The following is a 24,405-nucleotide window of genomic DNA, read 5'->3' as shown; positions in this document are numbered from 1 at the left end:
TCATGTTCAGTATTGGAGATTTCGCCAGACACGGGTGCGTATCGGTCCGGATGCTTCGCCACTACGACGCCATCGGGCTACTGCAGCCGGCACACGTCGACCCGTCGAGCGGCTATCGCTTCTACGAGGCCGACCAGTTGGCTCGCCTCAATCGCGTCATCGCGCTGAAAGACCTGGGGTTCACGCTGTCGCAGGTGCAGGACATCCTCGACGACCAGGTCAGTGCCGCGGAGCTGCGCGGGATGTTGCGGCTGCGACAGTCGGAGCTGCAGGCGCAGTTGGCCAGCGACGCAGCGCGGCTCACCCAGGTCGAGACGAGGCTCCACATCATCGAGAGTGAGGGCGCCATGCCGACCAATGATGTTGTACTCAAGACGCTTCCAGCCGTCCGAGTGGCCGAATTGACCGCCGAGGCCGCAGGTTACCAGCCCGACTTCATCGGTCCGGTGATTCAGCAGTTGTTCAAGGACTTATACGAGCGGATGGCGAGGGTGGACGTCAAGCCGGTCGGTCCGGCGCTCGCACACTACGAAGACGCCCCTGCCGGCGACGGTTCGGTGATCGTGCACGCCGCGATGCCGGTCAACGCCGACCCGCGCGACGACTACGACTTCGCGATCGTCGACCTGCCCGAGGTCGACCAAGCCGCGACCATTCTGCACAAAGGCAGCATGGACACCGTCTTATGGTCGTGGCAGACGCTCGCGCGCTGGATCGAGGCCAACGGCTACGAATCCTCACGCTATGCAAGAGAACTCACCATCCACTGCCCCGAGGACCCCGCCGGCTGGGTCACCGAGTTGCAAGCCGTCGTGCACTAAGCGGCCTGCAGGTCGGTCAGCGCCTCGCGGTCCCACCAGATCAGCGTCGCGTGGTAGCGGTCCGACGGGTAGGGCGCGGTCGGGATGTGGGTCGCGATCTCGCCGCCGGTGGTCAGCCAGAGCTTGATGACGGGATCCGTTCCGGCCGTGGCCATCACGTACCGGACATCGAGCAGGTCCAGCACCGCGACCAACGGGATCCGCGCGAGCGCTTGGGTGAGGGCTTTGCGGTCCGGGCTGCGGTCGGACACCCACGCCGTCTTCATCTCGACGACGCCGTCGGCGATGCGGTCGGCGACCATCTGCCGAACGTCGTCCTGACCTTCGCAGCCTTCCCATTCCTGAATGGCATGTGCTTGCTCGGCCACCGCATACGGACCCTGTGCACGCACCCCACCGACCACCTCACCGTCCGGCGTCACGGCGACCAGAAACAGCGATGTCGATGTGCCGTCACGGATTTCATCGAGCTCCAGGGCGTTCTCCACTCCGAACTTGCGGTAGCTCGCCATCGCGCCTTCCAGGTACGCCGCCCACAATTCGGGTGCTTCCGACGGGACCGCCGCGATCATGCGGCAATTGGAACCGACGATGCGATAGGACTGCAACATGTCAGGCGGCCTTTCCACTGGCGATTCGTTTCGCCATGTCGTTGCGCACTCGCGCGGGAATGTGTGGTGCGAACTTCGTCAGGTAGGCGGCGGCCCAGTTCTCGTCACTGGCGAGAAACGGATAGTCGCTGCTGGTGACGTGGCGGATGGCGATCATCGCGTACGGCGCGTCGAGCGGCCGGAAATGGGTATTCCACAAACCACTTTCGCCACAGCCCGGATAGAACTGACCGATCATCAGGTCGTACTTGATGAAGAGGTTCTTGAATTCGAGCTGAATCTCGTCGATCAAGCTGTGGTCCTCTAGGTCGGGAAAGACCAACAGCGCCGTCTTCAGCATCTCGTCGTTCGCGTCGACCGGCGGTGAGGATTGGAACTCCTCGATCACCTCGGTCAGCGCGCCGGAGATTGCCGCGCGGTCCAGGTTGTCGCCGTCGAGGAAGGCAACCCAGAAGAGGTCCTTCTTGATCGACGGCATCGTGAAGGGGCAGACCGCGCCCTTACGACCGAGCTCGGGGTGCGACTTGCTCAAATAGTCTGTTGCCCAACGCCGCAGGATTCCGGCAGCACCTTCGTGCTGCGGTGCCGGCGCACCTGTGAAGAGGCTCGACAACGTGATCTCGGTGCTAACGGAGCTCGGGGCGTCGAAGCTCGTTGAGTACATCGTCGATCCTTTCGGGTGAGAAGAAGGTCATCTGCTTGTGATGACAATTCTTCGTCCGAGAGGCTTATACGTCTGTCGGCGCTGCGACGTTCAAAGTGTGTCGGCGCTGACACAACCGTGCGCGAATTTCACCCCTTCAGGGGTGAGACGCGCGCACGGGGTCAGGAGCCGATCAACCGCTGAGCAAGGTAGCCCTCGACCTGGTCGAGCGAAACCCGTTCCTGTGCCATTGAATCGCGCTCACGCACGGTGACCGCTTGGTCTTCGAGCGTGTCGAAGTCGACCGTGATGCAGAACGGCGTGCCGATCTCGTCCTGGCGCCGGTAGCGACGGCCGATTGCGCCTGCATCGTCGAACTCGACGTTCCAGTTCTGACGCAGCGCGGCGGCTAGATCTTTCGCCTTCGGTGTCAGGTCGGCGTTGCGCGACAGCGGCAGGACCGCTGCCTTGACCGGCGCCAGACGGCGGTCGAGCCGCAGCACGGTCCGTTTGTCGATGCCGCCCTTGGCATTCGGCGCTTCGTCTTCGGCGTAGGCGTCGACGAGGAACGCCATCAGCGACCGCGTGAGTCCCGCTGCGGGCTCGATGACGTAAGGGGTGTACCGCTCCCCCGTCGTCTGGTCGAAGTAGTTCAGGTCCGTGCCGGAATGCTTTGAATGCGTGGACAAGTCGAAGTCGGTCCGGTTGGCGACACCTTCGAGCTCGCCCCACTCGCTGCCCTGGAAGTGGAAGCGGTATTCGATGTCGACGGTCCGGGTGGAGTAGTGCGACAGCTTGTCTTTCGGGTGCTCGTAGAGCCGCAGGTTCTCCGGGTCGATACCAAGACCCGTGTACCACGCAAGCCTCGTATCGATCCAATACTGGTGCCACTCTTCGTCTTCGCCGGGCTTGACGAAGAATTCCATCTCCATCTGCTCGAACTCGCGGGTGCGGAAGATGAAGTTGCCAGGCGTGATTTCGTTGCGGAAGCTCTTGCCTATCTGGGCAATTCCGAACGGCGGCTTCTTGCGCGACGTCGTTTGCACGTTCGCGTAGTTGATGAAGATGCCTTGCGCCGTCTCGGGGCGCAGGTAGTGCATGCCTTCTTCGGACTCGATCGGGCCGAGGTAGGTCTTGAGCATCATGTTGAAGTCGCGAGGCTCGGTCCACTGACCGGTGGTGCCGCAATCCGGGCAGGTGATGATCTCCATGGAGATGGAGTCAGGGTTGTCGATGCCCTTCTTCTCCGCGTACGCCTCTTGCAGATGGTCCTGGCGGTGCCGGTGGTGACAGTTCAAACACTCGACCAGTGGGTCGTTGAAGACGCCGACGTGGCCGGACGCAACCCAGACCTCGCGCGGCAGGATGACCGACGAATCGAGGCCGACGACGTCCTCACGACTGGTGACCATGCTGCGCCACCACTGCCGCTTGATGTTCTCCTTGAGTTCGACGCCGAGCGGTCCGTAATCCCAGGCCGACTTGGTGCCGCCGTAGATCTCGCCGCATGGGTACACCAGACCCCTGCGCTTGGCGAGGTTGGCAACGGTGTCGATCTTGGACTTCGGGGCCACGTCGAGAGCTCTCCATCTTGCGGGGTAAGGGGGATCTGACGACGTCAAGCCTATCTGCCGAGGCGACGAACAGCGGCACCCCCCGTTTGACATGCACAACCATGCATATCATAATGAAATCGGTTTGCAATAAGGAGACGACGTGGCGACGGCTGGAACAGGCGACATCGACATCACAGCACACAGCCACGACCCGTTCGGCGAGGTTCCGCCTGCGCCGGTGCCCCCGAGGGCAACTCTCGAATCCGCAGGGGAGATTCTGCGCGCGCTCGCGGCGCCGGTACGCATTGCAATTGTCTTGCAGCTCATGGAATCCGGGCGCTGCGTGCACGAACTCGTCGAAGCACTGGGCGTGACGCAACCGCTGATCAGCCAGCACCTGCGCATACTCAAGGCCGCAGGCGTCGTCCGCGGCGAACGCAACGGGCGTGAGGTGCTCTACGAACTCGTCGACGACCACCTCGCTCACATCGTCGTGGACGCGGTCGCCCACGCAGAGGAAGGATGACGTGCATCCCGGGAACAAGGTAGGCGTTCGCAGCACCCGCCAGCGAAGCGCGATATCGGCATTGCTCGACGACATCGACGAGTTCAAGTCGGCCCAAGAATTGCACGACGAACTGCGCAAACGTGGCGAAGGCATCGGCCTGACCACCGTCTACCGGACGCTGCAAACGCTCGCGGAAGCCAAGACGGTCGACGTACTGCGTACCGACACGGGCGAGTCGGTGTACCGGCGTTGTTCGTCAGGGCACCACCACCACCTGGTGTGCCGGCAATGCGGCTACACGGTCGAGGTCGAGGGTCCGACGGTCGAGCAGTGGTCGCAATCGGTGGCCGACCTGCACGACTTCACCGACGTCAGCCACACCGTCGAGATCTTCGGTACCTGCAAGGCGTGTGCGCAGGTCTAAGGCACCAGGCCCTGCCTGCTGCGATCCGCTCCCGACAGCACCAACAACAGCATCGTGGTCAGCGCCTCGTCGGACAGACCCCCAGCGGGAAACGTGTAGCGCAAGATGACGTCGGCAAGCTTGCCGTTGCCGATGATCGTGATCGACCCGAATTGCAGTGCATTGTTTCGGTCGGCGACGCGCTTGGTCAGGGCAGCACGCAGCGGACGGTCCCAGGTGAGTACGCAGGTCAGCGACAGCACGTCCAGGCCTGGCGACAGCGTCATCGACCGCATCGAGCACAGCGATCCCGCGTACTCGAAGCCGAGCGAGCCGTCGTCGTTGGTCCGTACCTCGACGAACGGCGCCAGCACCGCCATCGCGCGCTGCTGCAGCAGGTCCGCAGACGAGTCGGTCATTTCACTCCTCCGAAGCGGCGATCACGGGATGCATATTCGACGCACGCAGCCCACAGATCGCGGCGGTCGAAGTCGGGAAACAATTTGTCCTGAAACACGAACTCCGCGTACGCGGACTGCCACAGCATGAAATTGGAGGTCCGCAACTCTCCTGACGGACGCAGGAACAGGTCGACGTCCGGCATGTCGGGTTCGTCGAGGTAGCGCGCGACGGTCGCTTCGGTGACACGTTCGGGATCGAGCTCCCCCGCTGCCGCGCGACGCGCGATTTCCCTTGCCGCGTCCGCAATTTCGGCCCGACCGCCGTAGTTGACGCACATCGTCAACGTCATCTCGGTGTTGTCCTTGGTGAGCTCTTCGGCGATCTCGAGTTCCTTGATCACGCTGCGCCACAACCTCGGTCGCCTGCCCGCCCAGCGCACGCGCACGCCCATCTCGTGCATCTCGTCGCGTCGCCGACGGATGACATCGCGGTTGAATCCCATGAGGAAGCGCACCTCGTCGGGGCTGCGCCGCCAGTTCTCGGTCGAAAAGGCATAAGCCGAAAGCCATTTCACGCCGATTTCGATACAGCCACACACCGTGTCCATCAACACGGCCTCGCCGCGCTCGTGCCCGGCGGTCCGCGGCAAGCCGCGCTCCTGCGCCCAGCGCCCGTTACCGTCCATCACCAGCGCAACGTGTTGAGGGATCAGCTCGGACTGCAGGATCGGCGGTCTCGCGCCCGACGGATGTGGGTCAGGTGGGCGGATGGGGCGACTAGGCGTGGGATCGGAGCGGCGAATCACACTCTGAAGTATGCGGGTTGCTGCGTTCGATCAGTGGAAGGGTGCGCAATTGCCGTTCGAGATGCCATTGCAGATGCGCAGCGACCAGTCCGCTCGCCTGCCGACGGACCGCTTCCGACGTGGTCTCGGTGAACGCCCAGTCGCCGCGACGCAATGCATCCATGAGATCGAGCACGCCCGACGATGGTGTGGCCGCACCTGCGGGACGGCAATGGACACACACCATGCCACCTGCAGCCACGTGGAACGCGCGATGCGGGCCGGGTGCGGCACACTTCGCGCACTCGTCGAGCGCAGGCGCCCAGCCTGCAAAACCCATGGCCCGCAACAGGAATGCATCGAGAACCAGCTCCGAGGGCCGAGCCCGCTCCCCCAACGCGCGCAACGCTCCGACCGTGAGCCGGTGCAACTGCAGCGCAGGTGCGCGCTCCTCACCAGCGAGGCGCTCGGCGGTTTCCAAGACGGCGCATGCGGTGGTGTAGCGACCGTAATCGTTGACGATGTCGCCGGCGAAGGCATCGACCGTGTGCACCTGTGTCACGATGTCGAGATTGCGACCCGGGTACAGCTGGACATCGATATGCGCGAACGGCTCGAGCCGCGCGCCGAACTTGGACCGCGTACGACGAACACCTTTGGCCACCGCGCGCACCAATCCGTGCTCGCGGGTGAGCAGCGTGACGATCCGGTCGGCTTCGCCCAGCTTGTGCTGGCGCAACACGACCGCATTGTCTCGATACAACCGCACGCTGGCCGTCTCCCGTCACTTACCTAATCCGATCCAGTCTGGCACGACACCCCGACACGTTCGCCTAGGCGCACCGCCAGCTGATGCGGATTAGGCCTCCGCGATCTAGGCTCATGCACAGCGCAGTTCGCGCACAACCCCACTAAAACAGACCCCAAGGTTCGTTGCATCGATCCGGTATCGGAATGGTCACGAATGTGTCACACTTCATCAGTGGCGTAAACCACATTCATCTGCCGGACAGCCCAGCGATTGGCTATGAGCAACGGAGAAGCACATGGGTATGCAGTCAGCGCGCAGCAGCACAGGGTCGCTGAGCTGGGGAATCCGTTGTGACCGGTGTGAACGATGGACCTACTCCCCTGCACGCTCGGCGGCGGCGTCGGCCATCCGCAGCGCCCAGTCCAAGGGCTGGATCGTGGCGGATCGTGACCTTTGCCCGAGCTGCGTCTCCGCCCTGCGGCGACGGTGAGCCCGGCGGTCAGCTGAACCGCCACACAACGGCGAACGGCTGCGGGAAGCGGGTAATCCGGAACGCGTGGACAACGACGTCCACCGTTCCGGATGGGGCGCCCTCCCATAGAACCTGCTCGACATTGTTCACCCTGTCGAATCCCGCAGCCGTTCCCATATTCCCGTGCCGCTCGGCAGCACCGTCGGCCCGGACAATCAGATCGAGATCGTTCTGCAGTGCAGGCCCCGGCGGGTCGCTCCACACGAGTGTGACCTTCAATCGCGCCGCACCGGCAGGGACCGTCAGCGCTACTTTTTCTTCCTGACCTTGGGAAAGCGGTCCGCCTTCACGGAAACCCGCGCCCACCGTCGTTCCCGGTATCACGACCGCGCCCGCCAGATCCACGCGGCCGTAACCGGAATCGTTGTTCGGCGAGGCTCCGGCCTCGGTCGGCGAATACTGCCCCTCGAGCGCCGAGGCACCGTTGATCAGCAACGCCTTCACGAGCGCTGCACTGGGCTTCGGAGTTCCGTTCTTCACGAGTGTTTCCCGCAGTACCGCAACGCATCCCGCGACCAGCGGCGTCGCCATACTGGTGCCGCTCTCGAAGAAGAACAACGGATCCGATGACGTGCCGAATGCATCCGACGGCGTGACGACGCGGCGCGACAAGGTCGACAGAATCGATGTTCCAGGCGCGACGACATCCGGCTTGATACGGCGTTCCTTCGTCGGACCCCGGCTGCTGAACGCGACCAGCCCTTCCGGATTGTCCGCCTGCAGATCGGTTTTCACCGGATCACGTGGAAAGTCGTTGGGCCAGTACTCGCCGTAGGTCTTGTCGAAGTCCGGCCGATCGTTCTCGCTCGCACCTACGGTGATGCAATTCTTTGCGGCCGACTGCGATCCGATGGATCCGGCGTCGACGATGCCATTTCCGTTCGCGTCCGATCCGTCGTTGCCTGCCGCGAACACCACGACCAGATCAGGGTGGTTCCAGACGAAGTCGTCGATTTCGTTCGCAGTCGAGTCGTACGGCAATCCGGGACGCGTCGCACCCCACGAGTTCGTGTGGACTCGCGCGCCGTCGTTGTCGTACGGCGGCCCGAGCAGATCGTGCAGGTCGCTCGGCAGCCCGCCCAGCTCCCCCGCCGCATCCAACGTCGATTGCAGGACCAAGGTTGCGCGAGGCGCCGTGCCTTGAATCGCACCACCCATCGACGCCGACATACCATCACCGAGAACCGATCCCGCAACATGAGTGCCGTGCCCGTCCGGGTCGTCCGCGCGCGCAGGCTTCGGGCGCCCGAGCGCGTACAGCTTGGCAACGCGGCCGGTGAACGCCGGATGCACGTCTGACGTGGAACCCTCGTCGAAACCTGTATCGGCCACCGCCACGACCTGGCCTTCGCCCTGAAACGTCGTGTTGTTGACGACGACCTCGGCGTTGATGATCTTGCGCGCCCTATTGTTGAACAACTGCCGCCGCGGCACCTCCTCGATGTGTCGCACCGCGTCCAGAGCGGCGATCCGATCGAGCCTGCCCTCCTCGACGGTCAACCGCACCTTCCCCCGACTGCTCTGCAGTACAGCAGGATCCAGCCCTGCCGCCGCGGCGACCGCCGCCACGATGGACGACGCGGTGCCGTCGACGTCGTCGTGAAACACGACGTCGACCATGCGCGTTCTGCGCGAGGGCCGTCGATCGGCGGTCGTGACGATCGACCGCGACGGATCGGGCGCGGTCGGCCGCAACGACGGATTTACTTTGAAGCCGCGAAGGTAGACACCGGCCCAGGTGACGAACGGCAAGGCGCTGATCGCGGCAAGGTCCGCCGACGCGTAGCCGCAGAGATAGGTGTCGTCGGGTACGTATTCGTGGATGACGCAGCCGAGGTCGGCAAGGGCTGCCTGGTCCTCGGTCGACAGCGGTCCACTCGCCTGGACCAAGACGTAATTCGACTGCGACGCATCCCCGATGTCGGGCACCGCAGCTGCCAATGCCCTCGACTGCCGCGCCGGATCCAGCGAGACCCCGTTAATCGTGATGCGTGTCATTAACTCCCCTTTGGAATCACTAAGTCTCAGGAATTTCCGCTGAGCACAGTAGTAGCGTCCGTGATCAAGCCCGGATATGAGAACACCACGGAGGTCTGACAATGGCGACCAGCTCGCTCAATCGGAACCCAGAGCACGACAGTCGGAGGCGTAAGCGGTCGCAGCGTCGACGCTCGGACGCCGAACTCGGTAAGTGGGCGGAGCTTCGCAACGAGGAGATCCGGCAGTACCTCCGCGATCGTCACGCCAAGCTCGACATCGTCAAGACCACTCGTACTCCCTCCGGGCAACAGCTCGACTGGGTCCCGATCGAATCCCAGCCCGGCGCAACGACGCTCGCGACTCCGCCGAGCGAAGACGTGCCTGTGCACACCGAAGAGGGCGACCGGTGCGTGGACCCGGTCAGGTTCGAACTCCAAGGTCCGGGAGCGAAGATCGGCCCCGAGGGAACCGTCCCGATCGTTCGCAAACCGTTCGCCGAGATCAACCCCAACGTGCCGTTGAGCGACTGGTTGGCAAAGGGCACTCGCGCCCGGCGGCTGCGGCCCGCCGACGACCCGCGCAGCGACATGCCGACCGGCGAAACTCACAAGTACAGCTACACCAGCCAGGGTGTCGTCAGCTACGGCACCGAAGGCGCCATCAACGTCTGGGATCCCTACGTCGAGTACGCCAACGAGTTCTCCGCGGGACAGCTGTGGCTGAGCGCCGGCGAGCACATCGGCACCCAGACGGTCGAGGTCGGGCACCAGGAATATCGGAACAAGTACGGCGACTGGGTGCCCCACCTCTTCGTCCACTACACGACCAACCACTACACCGATTCCGGCGACAACAAGGGCGGCTACAACACCGAAGTCGACGGCTGGGTGCAGTACTCGAACGAGATCTTCCCCGAGGCCAGCTATGCGTCGCTGTCCCACGAGGGTGGCTCCCAGTGTGAGCTCCAGATCAAAGTCCAGCTGTGGCAGGGCAATTGGTGGGTCCGGATCAACGGAACCTGGATCGGGTACTACCCCGCGTCACTGTTTCACTCCGATGGTCTCGGAAAGGCTGCGACCACCGTCGCGTGGGGTGGGCAGGTCATCGACGCGAACGAGGGAAGCATCACACGCACCGATATGGGCAGCGGTGGCTGGCCCGAAGAAGGTTGGCGCCACGCGGCTTTCATGCGAAACCTGGCTTACCAAGCGACGACTGACGGCAAGATGGAGCGATACAACCCGGTTGCGTGGGAATCGGATCCCGCCTGCTACGGCATCGACGGCTTCTTCGACAACACCGATAACTGGGGTAGCTACTTCTACTACGGCGGCCCAGGAAAGAACCCCGGCAGCGCATAGCCCACCCTCGTGAGTCTTTTTGGAGTCCCTGGACTCCTAAAAGACTCACGAGCAGGTGCTGGGTCAGAAGCCGAGGCGGCCGAGCTGCTTGGGGTCGCGCTGCCAATCCTTCGCGATCTTCACGTGCAGTTCGAGATAGATCTTGGTGCCGAGCAATCGTTCGATCTGGTGGCGTGCGGCTGTGCCGACTTCGCGCAACCGCGCGCCGCCCTTGCCGATGATGATGCCCTTCTGGCTGGACCGCTCGACGTACAGCAACGCATGGACATCGAGCATGTCCTCACGACCCTCGTGGTCGCGGACTTCCTCGATCACGACGGCGAGTGAGTGCGGCATCTCGTCGTCGAGGCCTTCGAGCGCAGCCTCCCTGATGAGTTCCGCCATCAGCGTTTCTTCCGGCTCGTCGGTCAGGTCGCCGTCTGGGTAGAACGCGGGACCTTCCGGCAACTTCGATGCCAGCACATCGACGACGACCTCGACCTGCTCGCCCTTCGTCGCAGACACGGGGACGATCTCGCATTCCGGTCCGAGCAGTTTCGACACTGCCATCAGCTGCGGAGCCAGCTGCGCCTTGCCGACCTTGTCGATCTTGGTCACCAGTCCGACGATCGGCGTCTTCGGTGCCATGTGGCGGATTTGCTCGAGAATCCACCGATCGCCCGGACCGACTTTCTCGTCCGCCGGGATGCAGAGGGCGATGACGTCGACCTCCGAATACGTATCGCGCACAAGTTCGTTGAGTCGCTGTCCGAGCAACGTTCGCGGACGATGCAGGCCAGGGGTGTCGACGAGAATCAGCTGCGCGTGCTCGCGATGGACTATGCCGCGAATCGTGTGCCGCGTCGTTTGTGGGCGCGACGACGTGATCGCGATCTTCGAGCCGACCATCGCGTTGGTCAACGTCGACTTGCCGGTGTTGGGACGCCCGACGAAACAGACGAAGCCGGAATGGAATTCGGTGTCAGGCATGAGTCGGTTCCGATCCGTCAGGCCGCGTGACGATCAACTTCGCAGTCGTCGTCACTTCGGACACGGCGGCGAATCCGGGATCGTCGCTCGCGCCGCCGACGATCACCGCGGCCTCGAATCCCTCCGCACCGCTGGAAATTGCTGCGGCAACGGCCGCCTGTAGAGCGCTCAGCGTCAACGCCGCGAGCCCTACTTCGCCCGCCGCATAGGTTCTGCCGTCACTGTCGCGAACCGCTGCCCCGGTGCGACCGCCGGTCCGAGCCAACGCGCCACGGGCGAGCACGACGAGCTTCTGGTCCTCGGCATCCAATTCACTCATCCTGAGCCCTCTCCGTGGTCTGCGCGTCGGCAGTCTCTTTCGCCTTCTTGTTCGGGACTCGACGGACCAGCACCGTATTGACCCGCACCCGACCGCGCGTATCGGCGCCGCCCTCGCCACGCAGCACCAAACCGTGACTGACGACTTTCGACCCAGGCAGCGGCACGCGCCCCAGTTCGTGGCCCATCAGGCCGCCGACCGTGTCGACGTCGTCGTCTTCGAGTTCGAGACCGAACAGGTCGCCCAGGTCATCGATCGAAAGCCGGGCCGACACTCGGTATTTGCCGTTGCCGAGGTCCTCGATGGGCGGTGTTTCGTCGAGGTCGTATTCGTCGGCGATCTCCCCGACGATCTCTTCGAGCACGTCTTCGATGGTCACGAGACCGGCGATGCCGCCGTACTCGTCGACCAGCAAGGCCATGTGGTTGCGGTCGCGCTGCATCTCCGCGAGCAATGTGTCGAGTGCCTTGGAGTCGGGCACGAACACGGCAGGCCGCATCACCTCCGAGACCGGCAGGTCACGGTCGCGACCCGACGACGTATTCGTGCGCTGGACAAGGTCTTTCAGGTACACCACACCAAGCACGTCGTCGACGTTCTCCCCGATCACCGGGATTCGCGAGTGCCCGCTACGGACCGCGAGGGAAATTGCCTGGCCCACTGTCTTGTCGGATTCGATCCAGACCATTTCGGTCCGCGGAACCATCACCGCTCGTGCAGCTGTGTCACCCAGCTCGAATACGGACTGGATCATCCTGCGCTCGTCGTCGGCGACCACCCCACGTTCCTGTGCCATGTCGACGATCTCGCGGAGCTCGATCTCGGAGGCGAACGGGCCGTTGCGGAATCCCTTACCGGGCGTGATCGCATTACCGATGAGAATCAGCAATCGGCTCAGCGGCCCGAGCGCAAATCCGATGCCTTTCAATGGAACTGCGGCGGCGAGTGCAATCGTGTAGGCGTGTTGGCGGCCGAGAGTCCTTGGGCCGACGCCGATCACGACGTAGTCGACGAGAACCATCACGACAGCGGTGACGATCAAAGCACCCGACGTACCCATCAACTCGATGAGCGCGCCTGCCAGCAGCACCGTCGAGGTGATCTCGCACAGGATCCGGAGCAGCACCATGAGGTTGATGTAGCGGGGACGGTCGCCGACGATCCGCAACAAGGTTGCGGACCCCGGCTTTTCACCACTGCGAACCAGATCCTCCACTCGCGCGGGGGAAATCGTGTTCAAAGCGGAATCGACAGCGGCGAACAACCCACCGATCGGGACGAGCAGAATTGCCATGACGAGCAGTGCCGGAGGGCTATTCAAGGCGGAGCCTCATCAACGCGTACTGCCGGGACCGTCGAAAAATCCGGCCTTGCCCAGCAGTCGCCGATCTTTTTCGGCAAGTGCCGCTTCCCGCTCGGCCCGACGCAGGCCTTCGTACCACTCCTCCAGGAGGCGGTTCTGCAGGCCGAACATCTCTTTTTCTTCCTCGGGCTCGGCATGATCGAACCCGAGCAGATGCAGCACACCGTGAATGGTGAGCAGCGCCAGTTCGTTTCCGAGCGAGTGGCCGGCTTTCTTGGCCTGCTTCGCCGCGAACGCGGGGCACAGAACGATGTCGCCGAGCATCGACGGACCAGGCAGCGGACTGTCCGGCCTACCACCGGGCTCGAGCTCGTCCATCGGGAACGACATCACGTCGGTCGGGCCTGGCAGCTCCATCCAGCGCATATGCAGATCTGCCATGGTGTCGAGGTCGACGAGGACCATCGACAGTTCCGCGGCAGGGTGCACGTCCATCCGTGCGATGGCGAAGCGGGCGACGTTGATCAAGTCTTCCTCGGAGACGTCCATCCCCGATTCGTTCGAGATCTCGATACTCATGCGCTCACCTTATCTGCAGGCGAGACACTCAACGCCTTCCCGCTGCACGGCGGTGGGCCCGATTGCCGAGCGGCGCCCGGTCGAGATTCGTCTCCGCGCGCTCGTAGGCGTCGACGATGTCGGAGACCAACCGGTGCCGGACGACGTCGCTGCTGTTGAGCTGCGCGAAGTGGATGTCGTCGATATCGGTGAGAATCTCCGACGCTGCCCGCAGCCCGGACCGCGCGCCACCAGGAAGGTCGACCTGAGTGACGTCGCCGGTGACGACGATCTTCGACCCGAAGCCGAGCCGAGTGAGGAACATCTTCATCTGCTCGGCCGTCGTGTTCTGCGCCTCGTCGAGGATGATGAACGCGTCGTTCAACGTGCGGCCACGCATGTACGCCAGCGGCGCGACCTCGATCACTCCCGCAGCCATGAGCTTCGGTATCGACTCTGGATCCATCATGTCGTGCAACGCGTCGTAGAGCGGCCGCAGGTACGGGTCGATTTTCTCGTTCAACGTGCCAGGCAGGAAGCCCAGCCGCTCCCCCGCCTCAACCGCCGGGCGCGTCAGAATGATGCGCGTGACCTGCTTGGCCTGCAACGCTTGGACCGCCTTCGCCATGGCGAGGTAGGTCTTGCCGGTACCGGCCGGACCGATGCCGAACACGATGGTGTTCGCATCGATCGCGTCCACGTAGCGTTTCTGATTCAGCGTCTTCGGTCGGATCGTCTTGCCGCGTCGCGACAGGATGTCGAGACTCAATACCTCGGCGGGTGATTCCGAAAGGCCTTGGGTGAGCATCGAATACGTGTGCCGGACCGTCTCTGTCGAGATGGCCTGACCGCGTCCGACCAACGACACGAGCTGCTCGATCACTCGCTCGGCTAGCGCAACGTCCGCAGCTTTGCCGGTCAGGGTGATCGAATTGCCACGAACATGGATATCCGCGTCGAATAGCTTCTCCAGCTGGCGGAGGTTCTCATCCGACGAACCCAGCAGTGGGAAGACAGCTTCAGGGGCGATTTCGATGCCTGAGCGGACTGTCCGCGCGGCCGGACCAGTAGCAATCCCGCTCGGGCTATCGCTCTGTTCAGTCAATGTGTAGCTATGGCCTACTTTCCGGTTTCGCGCGGCGTGTCTCCAAAGTCTAACTCCGGGGTCCGACAACGGCCCAGTGGATTAGTGGAGCGCTCAACCCCACCGCGGTGTCAACACGCCGATCGCACCCAACGCCACGGCGGCGGCCGTTGACGTGCGCAACACCGTCGGACCGAGCAGGGCGGTCGCGGCTCCGGCCTTACCGAATCGCTCCAGCTCGGCGTCGTCGATACCACCTTCGGGTCCGACGATCAGCACGACCTCCTCGGCAGCAGCGAGCAACAGCTTCCCGAAGGGAACGATCGCCGACTCGTGCAACGCGACGACGAGCGCGCCCCGAACCACTGCGTCGTGGATGAGAGTCTCGACCGCAGCAGTGTCGTGGAGTTCGGCGACCGGTGGGACGTACGGACGACGCGACTGCCGCGCTGCCGCGAGTGCAGCGGCGCGCCATTTCGCCACACCTTTTTCAGCTTTCGGGCCCTTCCACCGCGCGACGCATCGTGCCGCTTCCCACGGCACGATTGCGTCGATGCCTGCCTCGGTCGCGAGCTCGACCGCCAATTCCGAGCGCTCCGATTTCGGGAGTGCTTGGACGAGAGTCACTTTCGGGTGCGGCGTCGGCGCGACAGAACGCGACTTCACGAGCAGATCGAGCCGATCATGCTCGGCAGCAACAACTTCCGTCTGAGCTAGTCCACCACGACCGTCCGAGAGCGTCAGCCGCTCGCCCACGCGGATCCGCCGGACCGTTGCGGCATGGTGGCCTTCCGGACCGTCGAGCACCGCGACTGCAGCTACCTCCGGCAGCGGGTCGAGGTAGAAAACGGTGGCCGCCACAGAATTAGCTCAGCGCCCGGAGAACGACGCGCGGAGACGGGAGAACAACCCGCCCGGTGTTGCTGAATGCGACGACACGACTTCGGCGTGCTCGCTGTCGCGCAGCTTCTTGTAGTCGCGAAGCGCGTGCGCCTGTTTTCCGTCCAACCTGGTCGGGACGACGACCTCCAAGTGCGCGTGCAGGTCGCCGCGAGTCGTGGACCGTAGCTTCGGCATGCCTTGCCCGCGCAACGTCGCGACCGCACCCGGCTGCGTGCCTGCGTCGATGGTCACTTCCGTTGGACCGCCGAGAATCGTGTCGATGACGACCGTCGTACCGAGAGCAGCGTCGACCATGGGCACCCGGACACTGCAGTGCAGGTCGTCGCCGTCACGGACGAAGATGTCGTGCTGCTGCTCGACGACCTCGACGTGCAGGTCACCTGCCGGACCGCCACCGGGCCCGACCTCACCCTGACTCGCGAGCCGCACTCGCATGCCATTGCCGACGCCGGCCGGAATGCGTGCGGTGATCTCGCGCTTCGCCCGGACACGTCCGTCACCGCCACACTTGCGGCAGGGGTCGGGGATGACTTCGCCGACACCACGGCACGTCGGGCAGGGGCGCGAGGTCATGACCTGACCGAGGAACGAGCGCTGAATCGTCTGAACTTCGCCCATGCCCTTGCAGGTATCGCAACGGACCGGCTTCGAATTGCCGTTCGTACCAGCGCCGATGCAGACGTCGCACAGAATCGCGGTCTCGACGGTGATGTGCTTGGTGACGCCGGTCGCGCACTCCTCCAGCGTCAGCCGCGTGCGCAGCAACGATGCAGCGCCAGGCTGTACGCGGCCACGAGTCCGACGCTGACCGCCACCTGCAGCTCCGCCACCGAAGAACGCCTCGAACACGTCACCGAGTCCGCCACCGAAGCCTGCGCCACCGAATCCGCCACCGCCGCCACCCGATTCCAGCGGGTCACCGCCGAGGTCGACGATGCGGCGCTTCTCCGGGTCGGACAGCACTTCATAAACGCTGGAAATCTCGCGAAACCGCTCCTGCGCTGATTCGTCTGGATTCACATCGGGGTGCAACTCGCGTGCGAGTTTGCGGTAGGCCCGCTTGAGTTCCTGGTCTGACGCGTCCTTGCCGACGCCCAGTATTCCGTAGTAGTCGCGTGCCACGTTCGAGTCTCTCGTCCTGTTTGGTGTCCATCTATCTTGCAACACGCCTGCGTAGGACCAAATCCGTCGAGGATGGTCGCAGGCGTCGAACTAGCGCTCGGCGAGTACCTCGCCGATATATCTCGCAACGGCAGCGACCGATGCGATTGTTCCCGGGTAGTCCATCCGAGTGGGTCCGAGAACCCCCATTCCCCCGAAGATCGTCCCCGCTGTGCCGTAACCGGTCGACACCACCGACGTCCCGCGCATCTGCTCGACCTGAGTCTCTTCGCCGATCCGCACGGTCACCGTTCCGGGGTGCTGGGCGGCAGCGAGCAACTTGAGTACCACCACCTGCTCCTCCAGCGCCTCCAGGACCGCGCGAAGCGAGCCCGGGAAGCCGTTGGTGCCGGCAAAGTCTGCGGCATTGCGCGTGAGGTTGGCAGTTCCGCCGAGGACCAGCCGCTCCTCGTGATGTTCCACCAGGCTCTCGACCAGCACAGTCGCGGCGCGAACGACCACATTTCGGATGTCGGGCGGCGCGTTGTCGGCCAGCTCGGCGACCGCGGTCGACGCAGCAGCCAACCTTTTGCCTTCCAAGGCAGCGCCGATCAGCGTGCGCAACTGCGACAGCTGCGCATCGTTGATGACGTCACCCAGCTCCACGATCCGCTGGTCGACGCGGCCACTGTCGGTGATCAGCACCAGCAGCAGCCGGGCGGGATTGAGCGCGACGATCTCGAGGTGGCGCACCGACGACGAGGTCAGCGTCGGGTACTGCACCACCGCGACCTGCCGAGTCAGCTGGGCGAGCAGGCGGACCCCACGACGCAACACGTCGTCGAGGTCGACACCCGATTCGAGAAACTCCAGAATGGCGCGCCGCTCGGCGGGCGACAACGGCTTGACCTCGGAAATCCGGTCGACGAACTGGCGGTAGCCCTTGTCGGTAGGCACGCGCCCCGAGCTGGTGTGCGGCTGCGTGATGTAGCCCTCGGCCTCCAGCACGGCCATGTCATTACGGACCGTGGCGCTGGAAACACCGAGGTTGTGGCGCTCGACCAGCACCTTCGATCCCACCGGCTCCTTGGTGGACACATAGTCGGCGACAATGGCCCGCAGCACTTCGAAGCGTCTGTCTTCAGTGCTCGACATAATCCACCTCCTACTGCCTGCGGCGAACTTCGCGACAACCCTGAAGTCCCAGTTTAGGCGCCGCAAGCCCGTGCGCGCGTCTAACCCCCGGAGGGGAGAAATTCACTCACAGTAAGTATGTCGCGTACCACCGCGTCGGCGAGCAGTCTCCCGCGGTCGGTCAGAACGAAGTGACCTGCAGTTTGCTGGACCAGGCCATCGTCGGCCGCGCGCTCGGCTGCGGCGCGTTCCGTGCTGTCGAGGTCAGCGAGCGGCAGGCCGGTCCGCAGCCGCGTTGTCAACATCACACGTTCCAGGTGTCGGTCCGCGGCGCTCAGCTGCTCTGACCCACCGACTGGAAGGACACCACCGGCCAGCTGCTCGGCATAACGCGCAGGGTGTTTGACGTTCCACCAGCGCACCCCACCGACGTGACTGTGCGCTCCAGGACCAGCACCCCACCAGTCGCCGCCGTCCCAGTAGCCGAGGTTGTGGCGGCAACGCGCGTCTTCGTCGGCGGCCCAATTCGAGACCTCGTACCAGCGCAGACCGGCTTTCTCCAGTGCCTGGTCGATCCGTTCGTAGCGGGACGCGAGTACGTCGTCATCCGGCGCAGGCAACTCGCCCCGACGGACCTTGCGGGCCAGCGCCGTGCCGTCTTCGACGATCAGCGCGTAGGCGGACACATGATCGACGCCAGCTGCAAGAACGGCCTGCAGCGAGGCGTCGAGGTCGGTGTCGCGTTCGCCTGGCGTGCCGTAGATCAGGTCCAGGTTGACGTGGTCGAAGCCGGCGTCGCGCGCTTCGATCGCTGCCGCAACGGCACGCCCAGGCGTGTGCGTGCGGTCGAGAACTTTCAGCACGTGCTGCGCGGCGGACTGCATACCCAGCGACACTCGGGTGTAGCCAGCATCACGTATTCGGTCGAAGAACGCGGGTGACGTCGACTCCGGATTCGACTCGGTCGTCACCTCGGCGTCGGCGGCCAACCCGAACGTGGACCGTACGGCTTGGAGCACGTCCGCCAGTCCGTCGCCGCCCAGCAGCGACGGAGTTCCCCCGCCGACGAAGACCGTGTCAGCGGGTATCGAGCCGATCATCTCGACGGCGAGGTCGAGTTCGGTCCGCAATCCCTCGAGCCACGACTCCGGCGACGCCGACGACCCCAACTCCCCCGCCGTGTAGGTGTTGAAGTCACAGTATCCACAGCGGGTCGCGCAGAACGGGACGTGGATGTAGATGCCGAACGGTCGCGTGCCCAGACCCGCGAGCGCCGTCGTCGGGAGCTCGAAGGACGTCATGCGTGCCATTGTCCGCCACCCACCGTGCGTGAATTTCACCCCTGGGCGGGTGAGACGCGCGCACGGGGTTACGCATGGCAACCGCAGCTCAGTGCCCGAGACGATCCAACGCCGCAGCGGTGGTGGCCGCGATCAAGTCGTTCAACGGATCCGACTCCCTACGGTTGGTCGCGGTGCGGGTCAGGATGGTGATCATCACGCGCTGCCCGGCGGGACCGGTCAGCAGTCCCGCGTCGTTGGTCGCGCCGTAGTCTCCCCCGCCGGTCTTGTCCGCGCTGGTCCACTCGGCGGGTAGTCCCGCCCGAATCCGTTTGGCGGAGGTGACGTTCGAGCGCATCCAGTTCTCGAGCCGGTCGCGCGACGCGACGGACAGAACGTCGCCAGTCAGAACTTTCAGAAAGCCCGTCGTCAACGCCTCGGCGGTCGTCGTATCTCGTTCATCGCCAGGTATCGCAGTGTTGAGATCGGTCTCCCAGCGATCGAGTCTGGTCACCGCATCACCCACCGTTCGTGCGAATTCCGTTATGGCAGAGGGTCCCCCGATTTCGCGCAGCAGCAGGTTGCCTGCGGTGTTGTCGCTGTTGATCAATGCTGCGGCACACAGATCGGCGAGAGTCATGTCCGTACCTGCACGGTCGGCAGTGACCGGCGAGTTTGCGACTACATCGACAGGTGCCACCGGAATCGATGTCGCGAGATCGAGTTCGCCACGATCACTCCGCCCGAGCACCGCCGCGACCGCATAGACCTTGAACGTCGAACACATCGCGAACCGGGTGGACGCTCGGTGCCGGATCGTCGAACCGGTCCGCAGGTCGATCGCCGTCAGTCCCAGCACGCCATCGAAGCGTTTCTCGAGGTCGACGAATGCCGGATCGACGGATTCGTCGGCCGCTGCCGTAGGGGTGTCTGCCTTCTGCTTGCTTGCGCAGCCGGTGACGGCGGTGAGCCCCACCGCCGCAAATCCGGCCAAGACTTGCCGTCTGGTCATCCTGTCGTTGATCACGTTCCATACACATCACGTCGGCCGCCCGTTACGCCAAGTCCCCTGCGAGCGTGTCGCGATAGCGATCACGAATCGGTGCAGCATCTGCCGCTCGGTTACGACCGAAAATGTGCCGGGAGCGGTCCGGCGCCGACCGCGTCGCTGCCGGACCGTGCTTCGATCGACCGGTGGACTTGATTCGACATCTGAAGTACTTCGTCGCGGTCGCCGAGCTTCGCAACTTCGGCCGTGCGGCGACCCGATTGGGAGTTACTCAACCACCGGTTTCGCAAGGTCTGCGCCGGTTGGAGGAGCAGCTGGGAGTACGCCTGGTCGAACGCAGTTCGACAGGTGCGAGCGTGACTGCCGAGGGGGCGGTCCTGCTGCCGCGCGCGAAACTGATCGTCGACGACGTGGCCCGGTTGTTCGACGAAGCCGAGCGATTGTCCGGGCCGATCAAGCACCTGCGCTGGGGCATCGTGCCGCAGGTCGACACCGAAATCGTTACCGCTTGCATCGCAACGTTGCGCACGGCCATGGCCGAAGAACCGCTGCCGGTCACCACTGTGACAGCCCACACCGACGAACTTGTCGAAGCGGTTCGGCGAGGAACGCTGCATGTGGCAGTGGTCGAGCACCCGGCGCTGATCGACGGTCTCGGCGCTGGACCCATGGTCACGCTGCCACGGCAGGTCGTCGTGCCCGCGCAGCACCGCGCCGCGTCAGCCGATACCCCACGAGCCGCAATGCTGGCCGGACTCGATTTCGTCACCGTCCCACGGTCGGCCAACCCACCGTCGCACGACTTGCAGCTGGACGCGTTCCGACGACGGGGCCTCGACCCGAACACCCAACTTGCGTCGACCCACCGCGACATCGCCATCGCGGTTGCATCCGGCACCAGTTTCGGCCTCGCTACTGCGGCCGCCCCCGTCCATACCGGAACGGTCCATCGGCGAATGCTGGCCGACGATGTGGCCCTCCGGCTTCGAACAATCACCGCAGCCGGGCAACCCGATTCGAACCTCGTCTACGCACTCGACAAAGCGCTGCGCCGGTTTTCGAAATGACAGCGACCATCGACCAAATCGGCGCCATTTTCGCTGATGCGGGCTGCCGTGGATGGTTGCGTGCGCAGGTCGTCGGGAAACCGGAATCGGTGGTGGACTTCGGCGGCACCGAACCGGTCGTTGCCGCGTCCGTGTACAAGCTCGTCGTCATGGTCGCCGCCGCACGGGCATTCGATCGGGGACAGCTCGACCCACAGCAAGCGATAAGAGTGGTGCCACGCGAATGCACACCCGGACCCACCGGCCTGTGTACGTTCAGCGACCCGGTCACGATGTCGTGGCGCGACATCGTCCGGTCGATGATGACCGTGTCCGACAATGCCGCAGCCGACGTAGTGCTGTCCGCGGTCGGCCTCGGGGCGATCGACGACGTAATTTCCGACCTCGGTCTCACGAACACCCGGGTCATCGGCGGAACCGCTGCCGTTCACGAACAGATCGTCCACGACACCGGCAGCCTCACCCTGGATGAAGCTGTCGCACTTCTCGCGAGCAACAACACCGTGCACCAAACCGCCGCGTTCGACCCGGCTTACACGACCGCGACCTCAGCGGCCGACACCAACCGGGTGCTGGAGTGCATCTGGACAAACACCGCAGCCAGTCGCGAACAATGCGCGTTGATGCGGACAATCCTCGGACAGCAGATCTGGCCTCATCGCATCCGGTCTGCATTTCCCTATGACGACGTCACGGTGGCCGGCAAAACGGGAACAATCGGTCCGATCAGAAACGAAGCCGCAGTTGTCGTCTTCCCCCACGAAACGCCGATCGCTGTTTCCGTCTATACCCGCTCGGCGCGGGCTGATCTGTTCTTGCCGGTCGTCGATCACGCAATCGGGCTCGCTGCCCGAGTGGCAGTCACCGAGCTCAGATCGGGAACCTGAGCGCCTTCCACACCGTGCGCGATTTTCACCCCTGGGCGGGTGAGACGCGCGCACGGTTGCGGAAGGGTCGCAACCCGCCCCGCCGCACCAGCGCTGCGATAACATCCGATCAACGAAGCGGTGCCAGGAGACGACGACCATGCGAATATCGGGGCCGCGCAGAGGGGCAACCATCGCGTACGTCTTCCTTGGCCTCTCGGTGGCGCAGACGCTGATTGCGCTGATCGTCGGATCCACCACACTCTGCACTGCGCTTCTGGTCGTCACGTCGTTGGCTGCGATCGCATCGATACTCGTCGGAATCCGAAGCCGTCGACCGGCATTCGCGTTGCCGTGGTGGTTGCTCCTCGCCTCGTGCATCGCGTCGGCATTCGGTGGCATGTTGACCGGCGCGCTCGCAACGGCGGACAACCCCGTGCCGCTCACACCGCAGCTGATCATGCTGCTCACCTATCCGCTGCAGGTCGCCGCTGCGGTCACCTGGCTGCGCGCCTATGCGCCCGCAACCGCGCGAACGGTGTCGATCGACTCGACGATCGTCGGTGTGGGCGCGCTCATCACGGTGTGGGTCCTGCTGCTGGCACCAGCATTCGCACAGCACGCCCCGGCGAGCGATCCGCGTTTCTCATCGGCCACCCACCTCGTGTTCGACGCGATCGTGCTCGCGGTCGTCACGCACGTGGCGTACACGTCTGCGCGGGGTAACCGTGCGTTCGGGATGATCTTCGGCGCGTTCCTCACCCAGCTGATCGGTGACGGCCTGCTCGCGATCGACGCAGCTCAAGGAACGGCGATCAGGGGCGGCAGCTATATGGCCGTGTTCATCACGACGTACGGATTGTTTGCCGCTGCGGCGTTGCACCCGAGCATGGTCGACATCGGGACCGGCGCCGGATCAGTACCCGATCGGTTTCGGCAGCGATTCGTCGAGGTGGCCGCTATCTGCATGCTGGCAGCCGCCATTCCGGCGGCTCGGCCGCCGTTCGGCGTATGGGATCAAGTCGTACGAGCCGTCTTGATCTCGTGCTTGATCGCGGGCGTACTCCTCCGCAGCGAGCGGGCGGTTCGCACAATCGCGGGCAAAGAATCCGATGCACGACATCTCGCTATGCACGACGAGCTCACCGGTCTGTCCAACCGAGCATCGCTGTATGCCGAACACGCTGCCCTCGACCGGCACGGACCGTTCGAGCCGATGAGCTTGCTTTTCATGGACCTGGACAACTTCAAGCTCGTCAACGACAGCTATGGCCACCGAACGGGCGACGAGTTGATCAAGGCTGCCGCCGAACGGCTCGCGAACGTCGTCGGTGACAGAGGCTGGGTCCATCGGCACGGCGGCGACGAATTCGTCGTGACGACCTATCTTGATCCCGAGCGCACGGACGCTCTGGCCCGTGCGATCCTCGACGAGTTCAGCAAGCCGTTCACGCTGCGGCGCGTGCGGGTGACGTTGTCCACGAGCATCGGAATCGCTCGCACGACGGGTGGTAAAACGCCACCGAACCTGGACGACCTGATCCGCGAGGCAGACTCGGCGATGTATCACGCGAAGTCACGTGGAACCGGCAGCTACGCCTTCTTCGACGATCAGCTGCGCGCGAGCGCCGTCGAACAATTGAAGGTGACGACGGACCTGACCGAGAGCCTCGACGACCATGAATTCGAGCTCTACTACCAATCGATCATCGACGTGGCCACCGGCGAAACCGCCGCGTTCGAAGCGCTGATCCGCTGGCACCACGACGGGATCGTCCATCCCCCGGAGTACTTCATCCCCATCGCAGAATCCAGCGACATCATCATCGACATCGGCCGCTGGGCGCTGGGCCGCGCCTGCGAACAACTTGCGCAATGGCGCAACGCCATCGACGGAGGCAATCAGGCCGTCTCCGTGAACCTGTCCGCCAGACAGCTTCGGGACGTCGACTTCGTGAGCACGGTGACCGACACCCTTGCCGCGTACGGACTTCCGGCGTCTGCATTGTGGCTCGAACTAACCGAAACCGCGTTGATCGATGACGACGACATCGCGCTGACGATCCTCGAGCAGCTCAGCTCCCTCGGCGTCACCATTTGTATCGACGACTTCGGGATCGGCTATTCGGCGCTCGGCAATCTCAACAAATATCCGATCGACGTAGTCAAGATCGACAAGAGCTTCATCGCAGCCCTGGGCACGCAGGACGAGGGTGATCCCAAGCATCACGTCCTCGTGACGTCGATCGAGGCGATGTCGACCGCCCTCGGTCTGATCACCGTCGCCGAGGGAGTCGAATCCGCGGACCAGTTGGAACAGGTCAAAGCGATCGGTTGTCAGTTCGCGCAGGGTTGGTTGTTCGGCATGCCGCTACCGATGATGCAGCCGTGGACAGATCACGTGAGACCTGCGTCTCAGCTCCGCGCCCAAGGTCAGTAGTCAGCGCCGTCGTCGCCTAG

At 64.1% G+C, this 24,405-nt stretch carries 24 protein-coding genes; 7 read left to right on the top strand and 17 right to left on the bottom strand.

The genetic code is table 11. The features are described from left to right. The first annotated feature begins 2 nt into the window (after window positions 1-2). The gene (locus FGL95_RS06355) at window positions 3-821 is read left to right on the top strand and encodes a MerR family transcriptional regulator (RefSeq protein WP_169585389.1); all 819 of its coding nucleotides are present in this window, start codon (window positions 3-5) and stop codon (window positions 819-821) included. On the opposite strand, the gene FGL95_RS06350 is transcribed toward FGL95_RS06355, so the two are convergent. The 3 genes from FGL95_RS06350 to FGL95_RS06340 form a co-directional block, all read right to left on the bottom strand. After that, window positions 818-1,432, bottom strand: a complete 615-nt coding sequence (locus FGL95_RS06350; protein ID WP_169585388.1) for a hypothetical protein — start codon at window positions 1,430-1,432, stop codon at window positions 818-820. The genes FGL95_RS06355 and FGL95_RS06350 overlap by 4 nt on opposite strands. A gap of 1 nt (window position 1,433) precedes the next feature. Beyond that, window positions 1,434-2,096 carry a DUF6875 domain-containing protein gene (locus tag FGL95_RS06345; RefSeq protein ID WP_169585387.1) on the bottom strand — a complete coding sequence of 221 codons (663 nt, stop codon included), beginning with the start codon at window positions 2,094-2,096 and terminating at the stop codon, window positions 1,434-1,436. A gap of 161 nt (window positions 2,097-2,257) precedes the next feature. Then, window positions 2,258-3,649 carry a glycine--tRNA ligase gene (locus FGL95_RS06340; protein WP_169585386.1) on the bottom strand — a complete coding sequence of 464 codons (1,392 nt, stop codon included), beginning with the start codon at window positions 3,647-3,649 and terminating at the stop codon, window positions 2,258-2,260. Window positions 3,650-3,815: 166 nt separating this feature from the next. Here FGL95_RS06340 and FGL95_RS06335 point away from each other — a divergent pair, with 166 nt between their 5' ends. Next, on the top strand, window positions 3,816-4,157 hold the full coding sequence (locus FGL95_RS06335; protein ID WP_169585883.1) for a metalloregulator ArsR/SmtB family transcription factor: 342 nt from the start codon (window positions 3,816-3,818) through the stop codon (window positions 4,155-4,157). A gap of 1 nt (window position 4,158) precedes the next feature. Beyond that, window positions 4,159-4,563, top strand: a complete 405-nt coding sequence (locus FGL95_RS06330; RefSeq protein WP_169585385.1) for a transcriptional repressor — start codon at window positions 4,159-4,161, stop codon at window positions 4,561-4,563. Here the strand turns inward: FGL95_RS06330 and FGL95_RS06325 are convergent. The 4 genes from FGL95_RS06325 to FGL95_RS06310 form a co-directional block, all read right to left on the bottom strand. Then, entirely contained in the window at window positions 4,560-4,961 is a 402-nt protein-coding gene (locus tag FGL95_RS06325) for a YbjN domain-containing protein (protein ID WP_169585384.1), read from the bottom strand. The genes FGL95_RS06330 and FGL95_RS06325 overlap by 4 nt on opposite strands. Continuing rightward, window positions 4,958-5,749 (bottom strand): isoprenyl transferase, encoded by a 792-nt coding sequence (locus FGL95_RS06320; RefSeq protein ID WP_169585383.1) that lies wholly within the window; start codon window positions 5,747-5,749, stop codon window positions 4,958-4,960. The genes FGL95_RS06325 and FGL95_RS06320 overlap by 4 nt, the downstream gene beginning before the upstream one ends. Beyond that, window positions 5,721-6,497 carry a DNA repair protein RecO gene (gene recO / locus FGL95_RS06315; RefSeq protein ID WP_169585382.1) on the bottom strand — a complete coding sequence of 259 codons (777 nt, stop codon included), beginning with the start codon at window positions 6,495-6,497 and terminating at the stop codon, window positions 5,721-5,723. Before recO ends, FGL95_RS06320 begins: the two co-directional genes overlap by 29 nt. Before the next feature lie 481 nt (window positions 6,498-6,978). Next, window positions 6,979-9,009 carry a S8 family serine peptidase gene (locus FGL95_RS06310; RefSeq protein WP_169585381.1) on the bottom strand — a complete coding sequence of 677 codons (2,031 nt, stop codon included), beginning with the start codon at window positions 9,007-9,009 and terminating at the stop codon, window positions 6,979-6,981. Window positions 9,010-9,110: 101 nt separating this feature from the next. Here FGL95_RS06310 and FGL95_RS06305 point away from each other — a divergent pair, with 101 nt between their 5' ends. Beyond that, entirely contained in the window at window positions 9,111-10,352 is a 1,242-nt protein-coding gene (locus FGL95_RS06305) for a neprosin family prolyl endopeptidase (RefSeq protein ID WP_169585380.1), read from the top strand. A 63-nt stretch (window positions 10,353-10,415) separates the two neighbouring features. On the opposite strand, the gene era is transcribed toward FGL95_RS06305, so the two are convergent. From era to bla, 10 genes are all read right to left on the bottom strand, one after another. Continuing rightward, entirely contained in the window at window positions 10,416-11,321 is a 906-nt protein-coding gene (gene era / locus FGL95_RS06300; protein WP_169585379.1) for a GTPase Era, read from the bottom strand. After that, complete coding sequence (locus tag FGL95_RS06295) at window positions 11,314-11,640, bottom strand: cytidine deaminase (RefSeq protein WP_169585378.1); 327 nt, start codon at window positions 11,638-11,640, stop codon at window positions 11,314-11,316. Before FGL95_RS06295 ends, era begins: the two co-directional genes overlap by 8 nt. Continuing rightward, the gene (locus tag FGL95_RS06290; RefSeq protein WP_169585377.1) at window positions 11,633-12,961 is read right to left on the bottom strand and encodes a hemolysin family protein; all 1,329 of its coding nucleotides are present in this window, start codon (window positions 12,959-12,961) and stop codon (window positions 11,633-11,635) included. Before FGL95_RS06290 ends, FGL95_RS06295 begins: the two co-directional genes overlap by 8 nt. Window positions 12,962-12,973: 12 nt before the next feature. Then, window positions 12,974-13,522, bottom strand: coding sequence for an rRNA maturation RNase YbeY (gene ybeY / locus FGL95_RS06285; RefSeq protein WP_169585376.1), 549 nt, complete (start codon window positions 13,520-13,522; stop codon window positions 12,974-12,976). Window positions 13,523-13,550: 28 nt separating this feature from the next. Continuing rightward, complete coding sequence (locus FGL95_RS06280; RefSeq protein WP_169585375.1) at window positions 13,551-14,606, bottom strand: PhoH family protein; 1,056 nt, start codon at window positions 14,604-14,606, stop codon at window positions 13,551-13,553. Between the two features lie 93 nt (window positions 14,607-14,699). Beyond that, complete coding sequence (locus FGL95_RS06275) at window positions 14,700-15,446, bottom strand: 16S rRNA (uracil(1498)-N(3))-methyltransferase (protein WP_169585374.1); 747 nt, start codon at window positions 15,444-15,446, stop codon at window positions 14,700-14,702. A gap of 9 nt (window positions 15,447-15,455) precedes the next feature. Beyond that, on the bottom strand, window positions 15,456-16,610 hold the full coding sequence (dnaJ, locus tag FGL95_RS06270) for a molecular chaperone DnaJ (RefSeq protein WP_169585373.1): 1,155 nt from the start codon (window positions 16,608-16,610) through the stop codon (window positions 15,456-15,458). A 90-nt stretch (window positions 16,611-16,700) separates the two neighbouring features. Continuing rightward, on the bottom strand, window positions 16,701-17,744 hold the full coding sequence (gene hrcA, locus FGL95_RS06265; protein WP_169585372.1) for a heat-inducible transcriptional repressor HrcA: 1,044 nt from the start codon (window positions 17,742-17,744) through the stop codon (window positions 16,701-16,703). A gap of 80 nt (window positions 17,745-17,824) precedes the next feature. Beyond that, a complete protein-coding gene (hemW, locus tag FGL95_RS06260; protein ID WP_169585371.1) occupies window positions 17,825-19,033 on the bottom strand; it encodes a radical SAM family heme chaperone HemW in 1,209 nt (402 codons plus the stop codon). 79 nt (window positions 19,034-19,112) lie between these two features. Then, window positions 19,113-20,015, bottom strand: coding sequence for a class A beta-lactamase (gene bla, locus FGL95_RS06255; RefSeq protein WP_169585370.1), 903 nt, complete (start codon window positions 20,013-20,015; stop codon window positions 19,113-19,115). 182 nt (window positions 20,016-20,197) lie between these two features. On the opposite strand from bla, the gene FGL95_RS06250 reads away from it, so the two are divergent. The 3 genes from FGL95_RS06250 (at window position 20,198) to FGL95_RS06240 (ending at window position 24,385) form a co-directional block, all read left to right on the top strand. Then, complete coding sequence (locus tag FGL95_RS06250; RefSeq protein WP_338079733.1) at window positions 20,198-21,079, top strand: LysR family transcriptional regulator; 882 nt, start codon at window positions 20,198-20,200, stop codon at window positions 21,077-21,079. Then, window positions 21,076-21,966: a serine hydrolase gene (locus FGL95_RS06245; protein WP_169585368.1), complete on the top strand. Its 891-nt coding sequence runs from the start codon at window positions 21,076-21,078 to the stop codon at window positions 21,964-21,966. The genes FGL95_RS06250 and FGL95_RS06245 overlap by 4 nt, the downstream gene beginning before the upstream one ends. A 139-nt stretch (window positions 21,967-22,105) precedes the next feature. After that, window positions 22,106-24,385, top strand: coding sequence for a putative bifunctional diguanylate cyclase/phosphodiesterase (locus FGL95_RS06240; RefSeq protein ID WP_169585367.1), 2,280 nt, complete (start codon window positions 22,106-22,108; stop codon window positions 24,383-24,385). Window positions 24,386-24,405 lie beyond the last annotated feature (20 nt).

The sequence above is a fragment of the Antrihabitans stalactiti genome, from assembly GCF_012932915.1.
GTDB classification, from domain to species: Bacteria; Actinomycetota; Actinomycetes; order Mycobacteriales; family Mycobacteriaceae; genus Antrihabitans; species Antrihabitans stalactiti.
This window is presented reverse-complemented; position numbering and strand designations above follow the sequence as displayed.

Excerpts from the sequence above, each read along its gene's own strand:
- FGL95_RS06355 (WP_169585389.1), top strand. The coding sequence starts at position 3 with ATGTTCAGTATTGGAGATTTCGCCAGACACGGGTGCGTATCGGTCCGG.
- FGL95_RS06350 (WP_169585388.1), bottom strand. The coding sequence starts at position 1,432 with ATGTTGCAGTCCTATCGCATCGTCGGTTCCAATTGCCGCATGATCGCG.
- FGL95_RS06345 (WP_169585387.1), bottom strand. The coding sequence starts at position 2,096 with ATGTACTCAACGAGCTTCGACGCCCCGAGCTCCGTTAGCACCGAGATC.
- FGL95_RS06325 (WP_169585384.1), bottom strand. The coding sequence starts at position 4,961 with ATGACCGACTCGTCTGCGGACCTGCTGCAGCAGCGCGCGATGGCGGTG.
- FGL95_RS06310 (WP_169585381.1), bottom strand. The coding sequence starts at position 9,009 with ATGACACGCATCACGATTAACGGGGTCTCGCTGGATCCGGCGCGGCAG.
- FGL95_RS06305 (WP_169585380.1), top strand. The coding sequence starts at position 9,111 with ATGGCGACCAGCTCGCTCAATCGGAACCCAGAGCACGACAGTCGGAGG.
- era (WP_169585379.1), bottom strand. The coding sequence starts at position 11,321 with ATGCCTGACACCGAATTCCATTCCGGCTTCGTCTGTTTCGTCGGGCGT.
- FGL95_RS06295 (WP_169585378.1), bottom strand. The coding sequence starts at position 11,640 with ATGAGTGAATTGGATGCCGAGGACCAGAAGCTCGTCGTGCTCGCCCGT.
- ybeY (WP_169585376.1), bottom strand. The coding sequence starts at position 13,522 with ATGAGTATCGAGATCTCGAACGAATCGGGGATGGACGTCTCCGAGGAA.
- hrcA (WP_169585372.1), bottom strand. The coding sequence starts at position 17,744 with ATGTCGAGCACTGAAGACAGACGCTTCGAAGTGCTGCGGGCCATTGTC.
- hemW (WP_169585371.1), bottom strand. The coding sequence starts at position 19,033 with ATGGCACGCATGACGTCCTTCGAGCTCCCGACGACGGCGCTCGCGGGT.
- bla (WP_169585370.1), bottom strand. The coding sequence starts at position 20,015 with ATGACCAGACGGCAAGTCTTGGCCGGATTTGCGGCGGTGGGGCTCACC.
- FGL95_RS06245 (WP_169585368.1), top strand. The coding sequence starts at position 21,076 with ATGACAGCGACCATCGACCAAATCGGCGCCATTTTCGCTGATGCGGGC.
- FGL95_RS06240 (WP_169585367.1), top strand. The coding sequence starts at position 22,106 with ATGCGAATATCGGGGCCGCGCAGAGGGGCAACCATCGCGTACGTCTTC.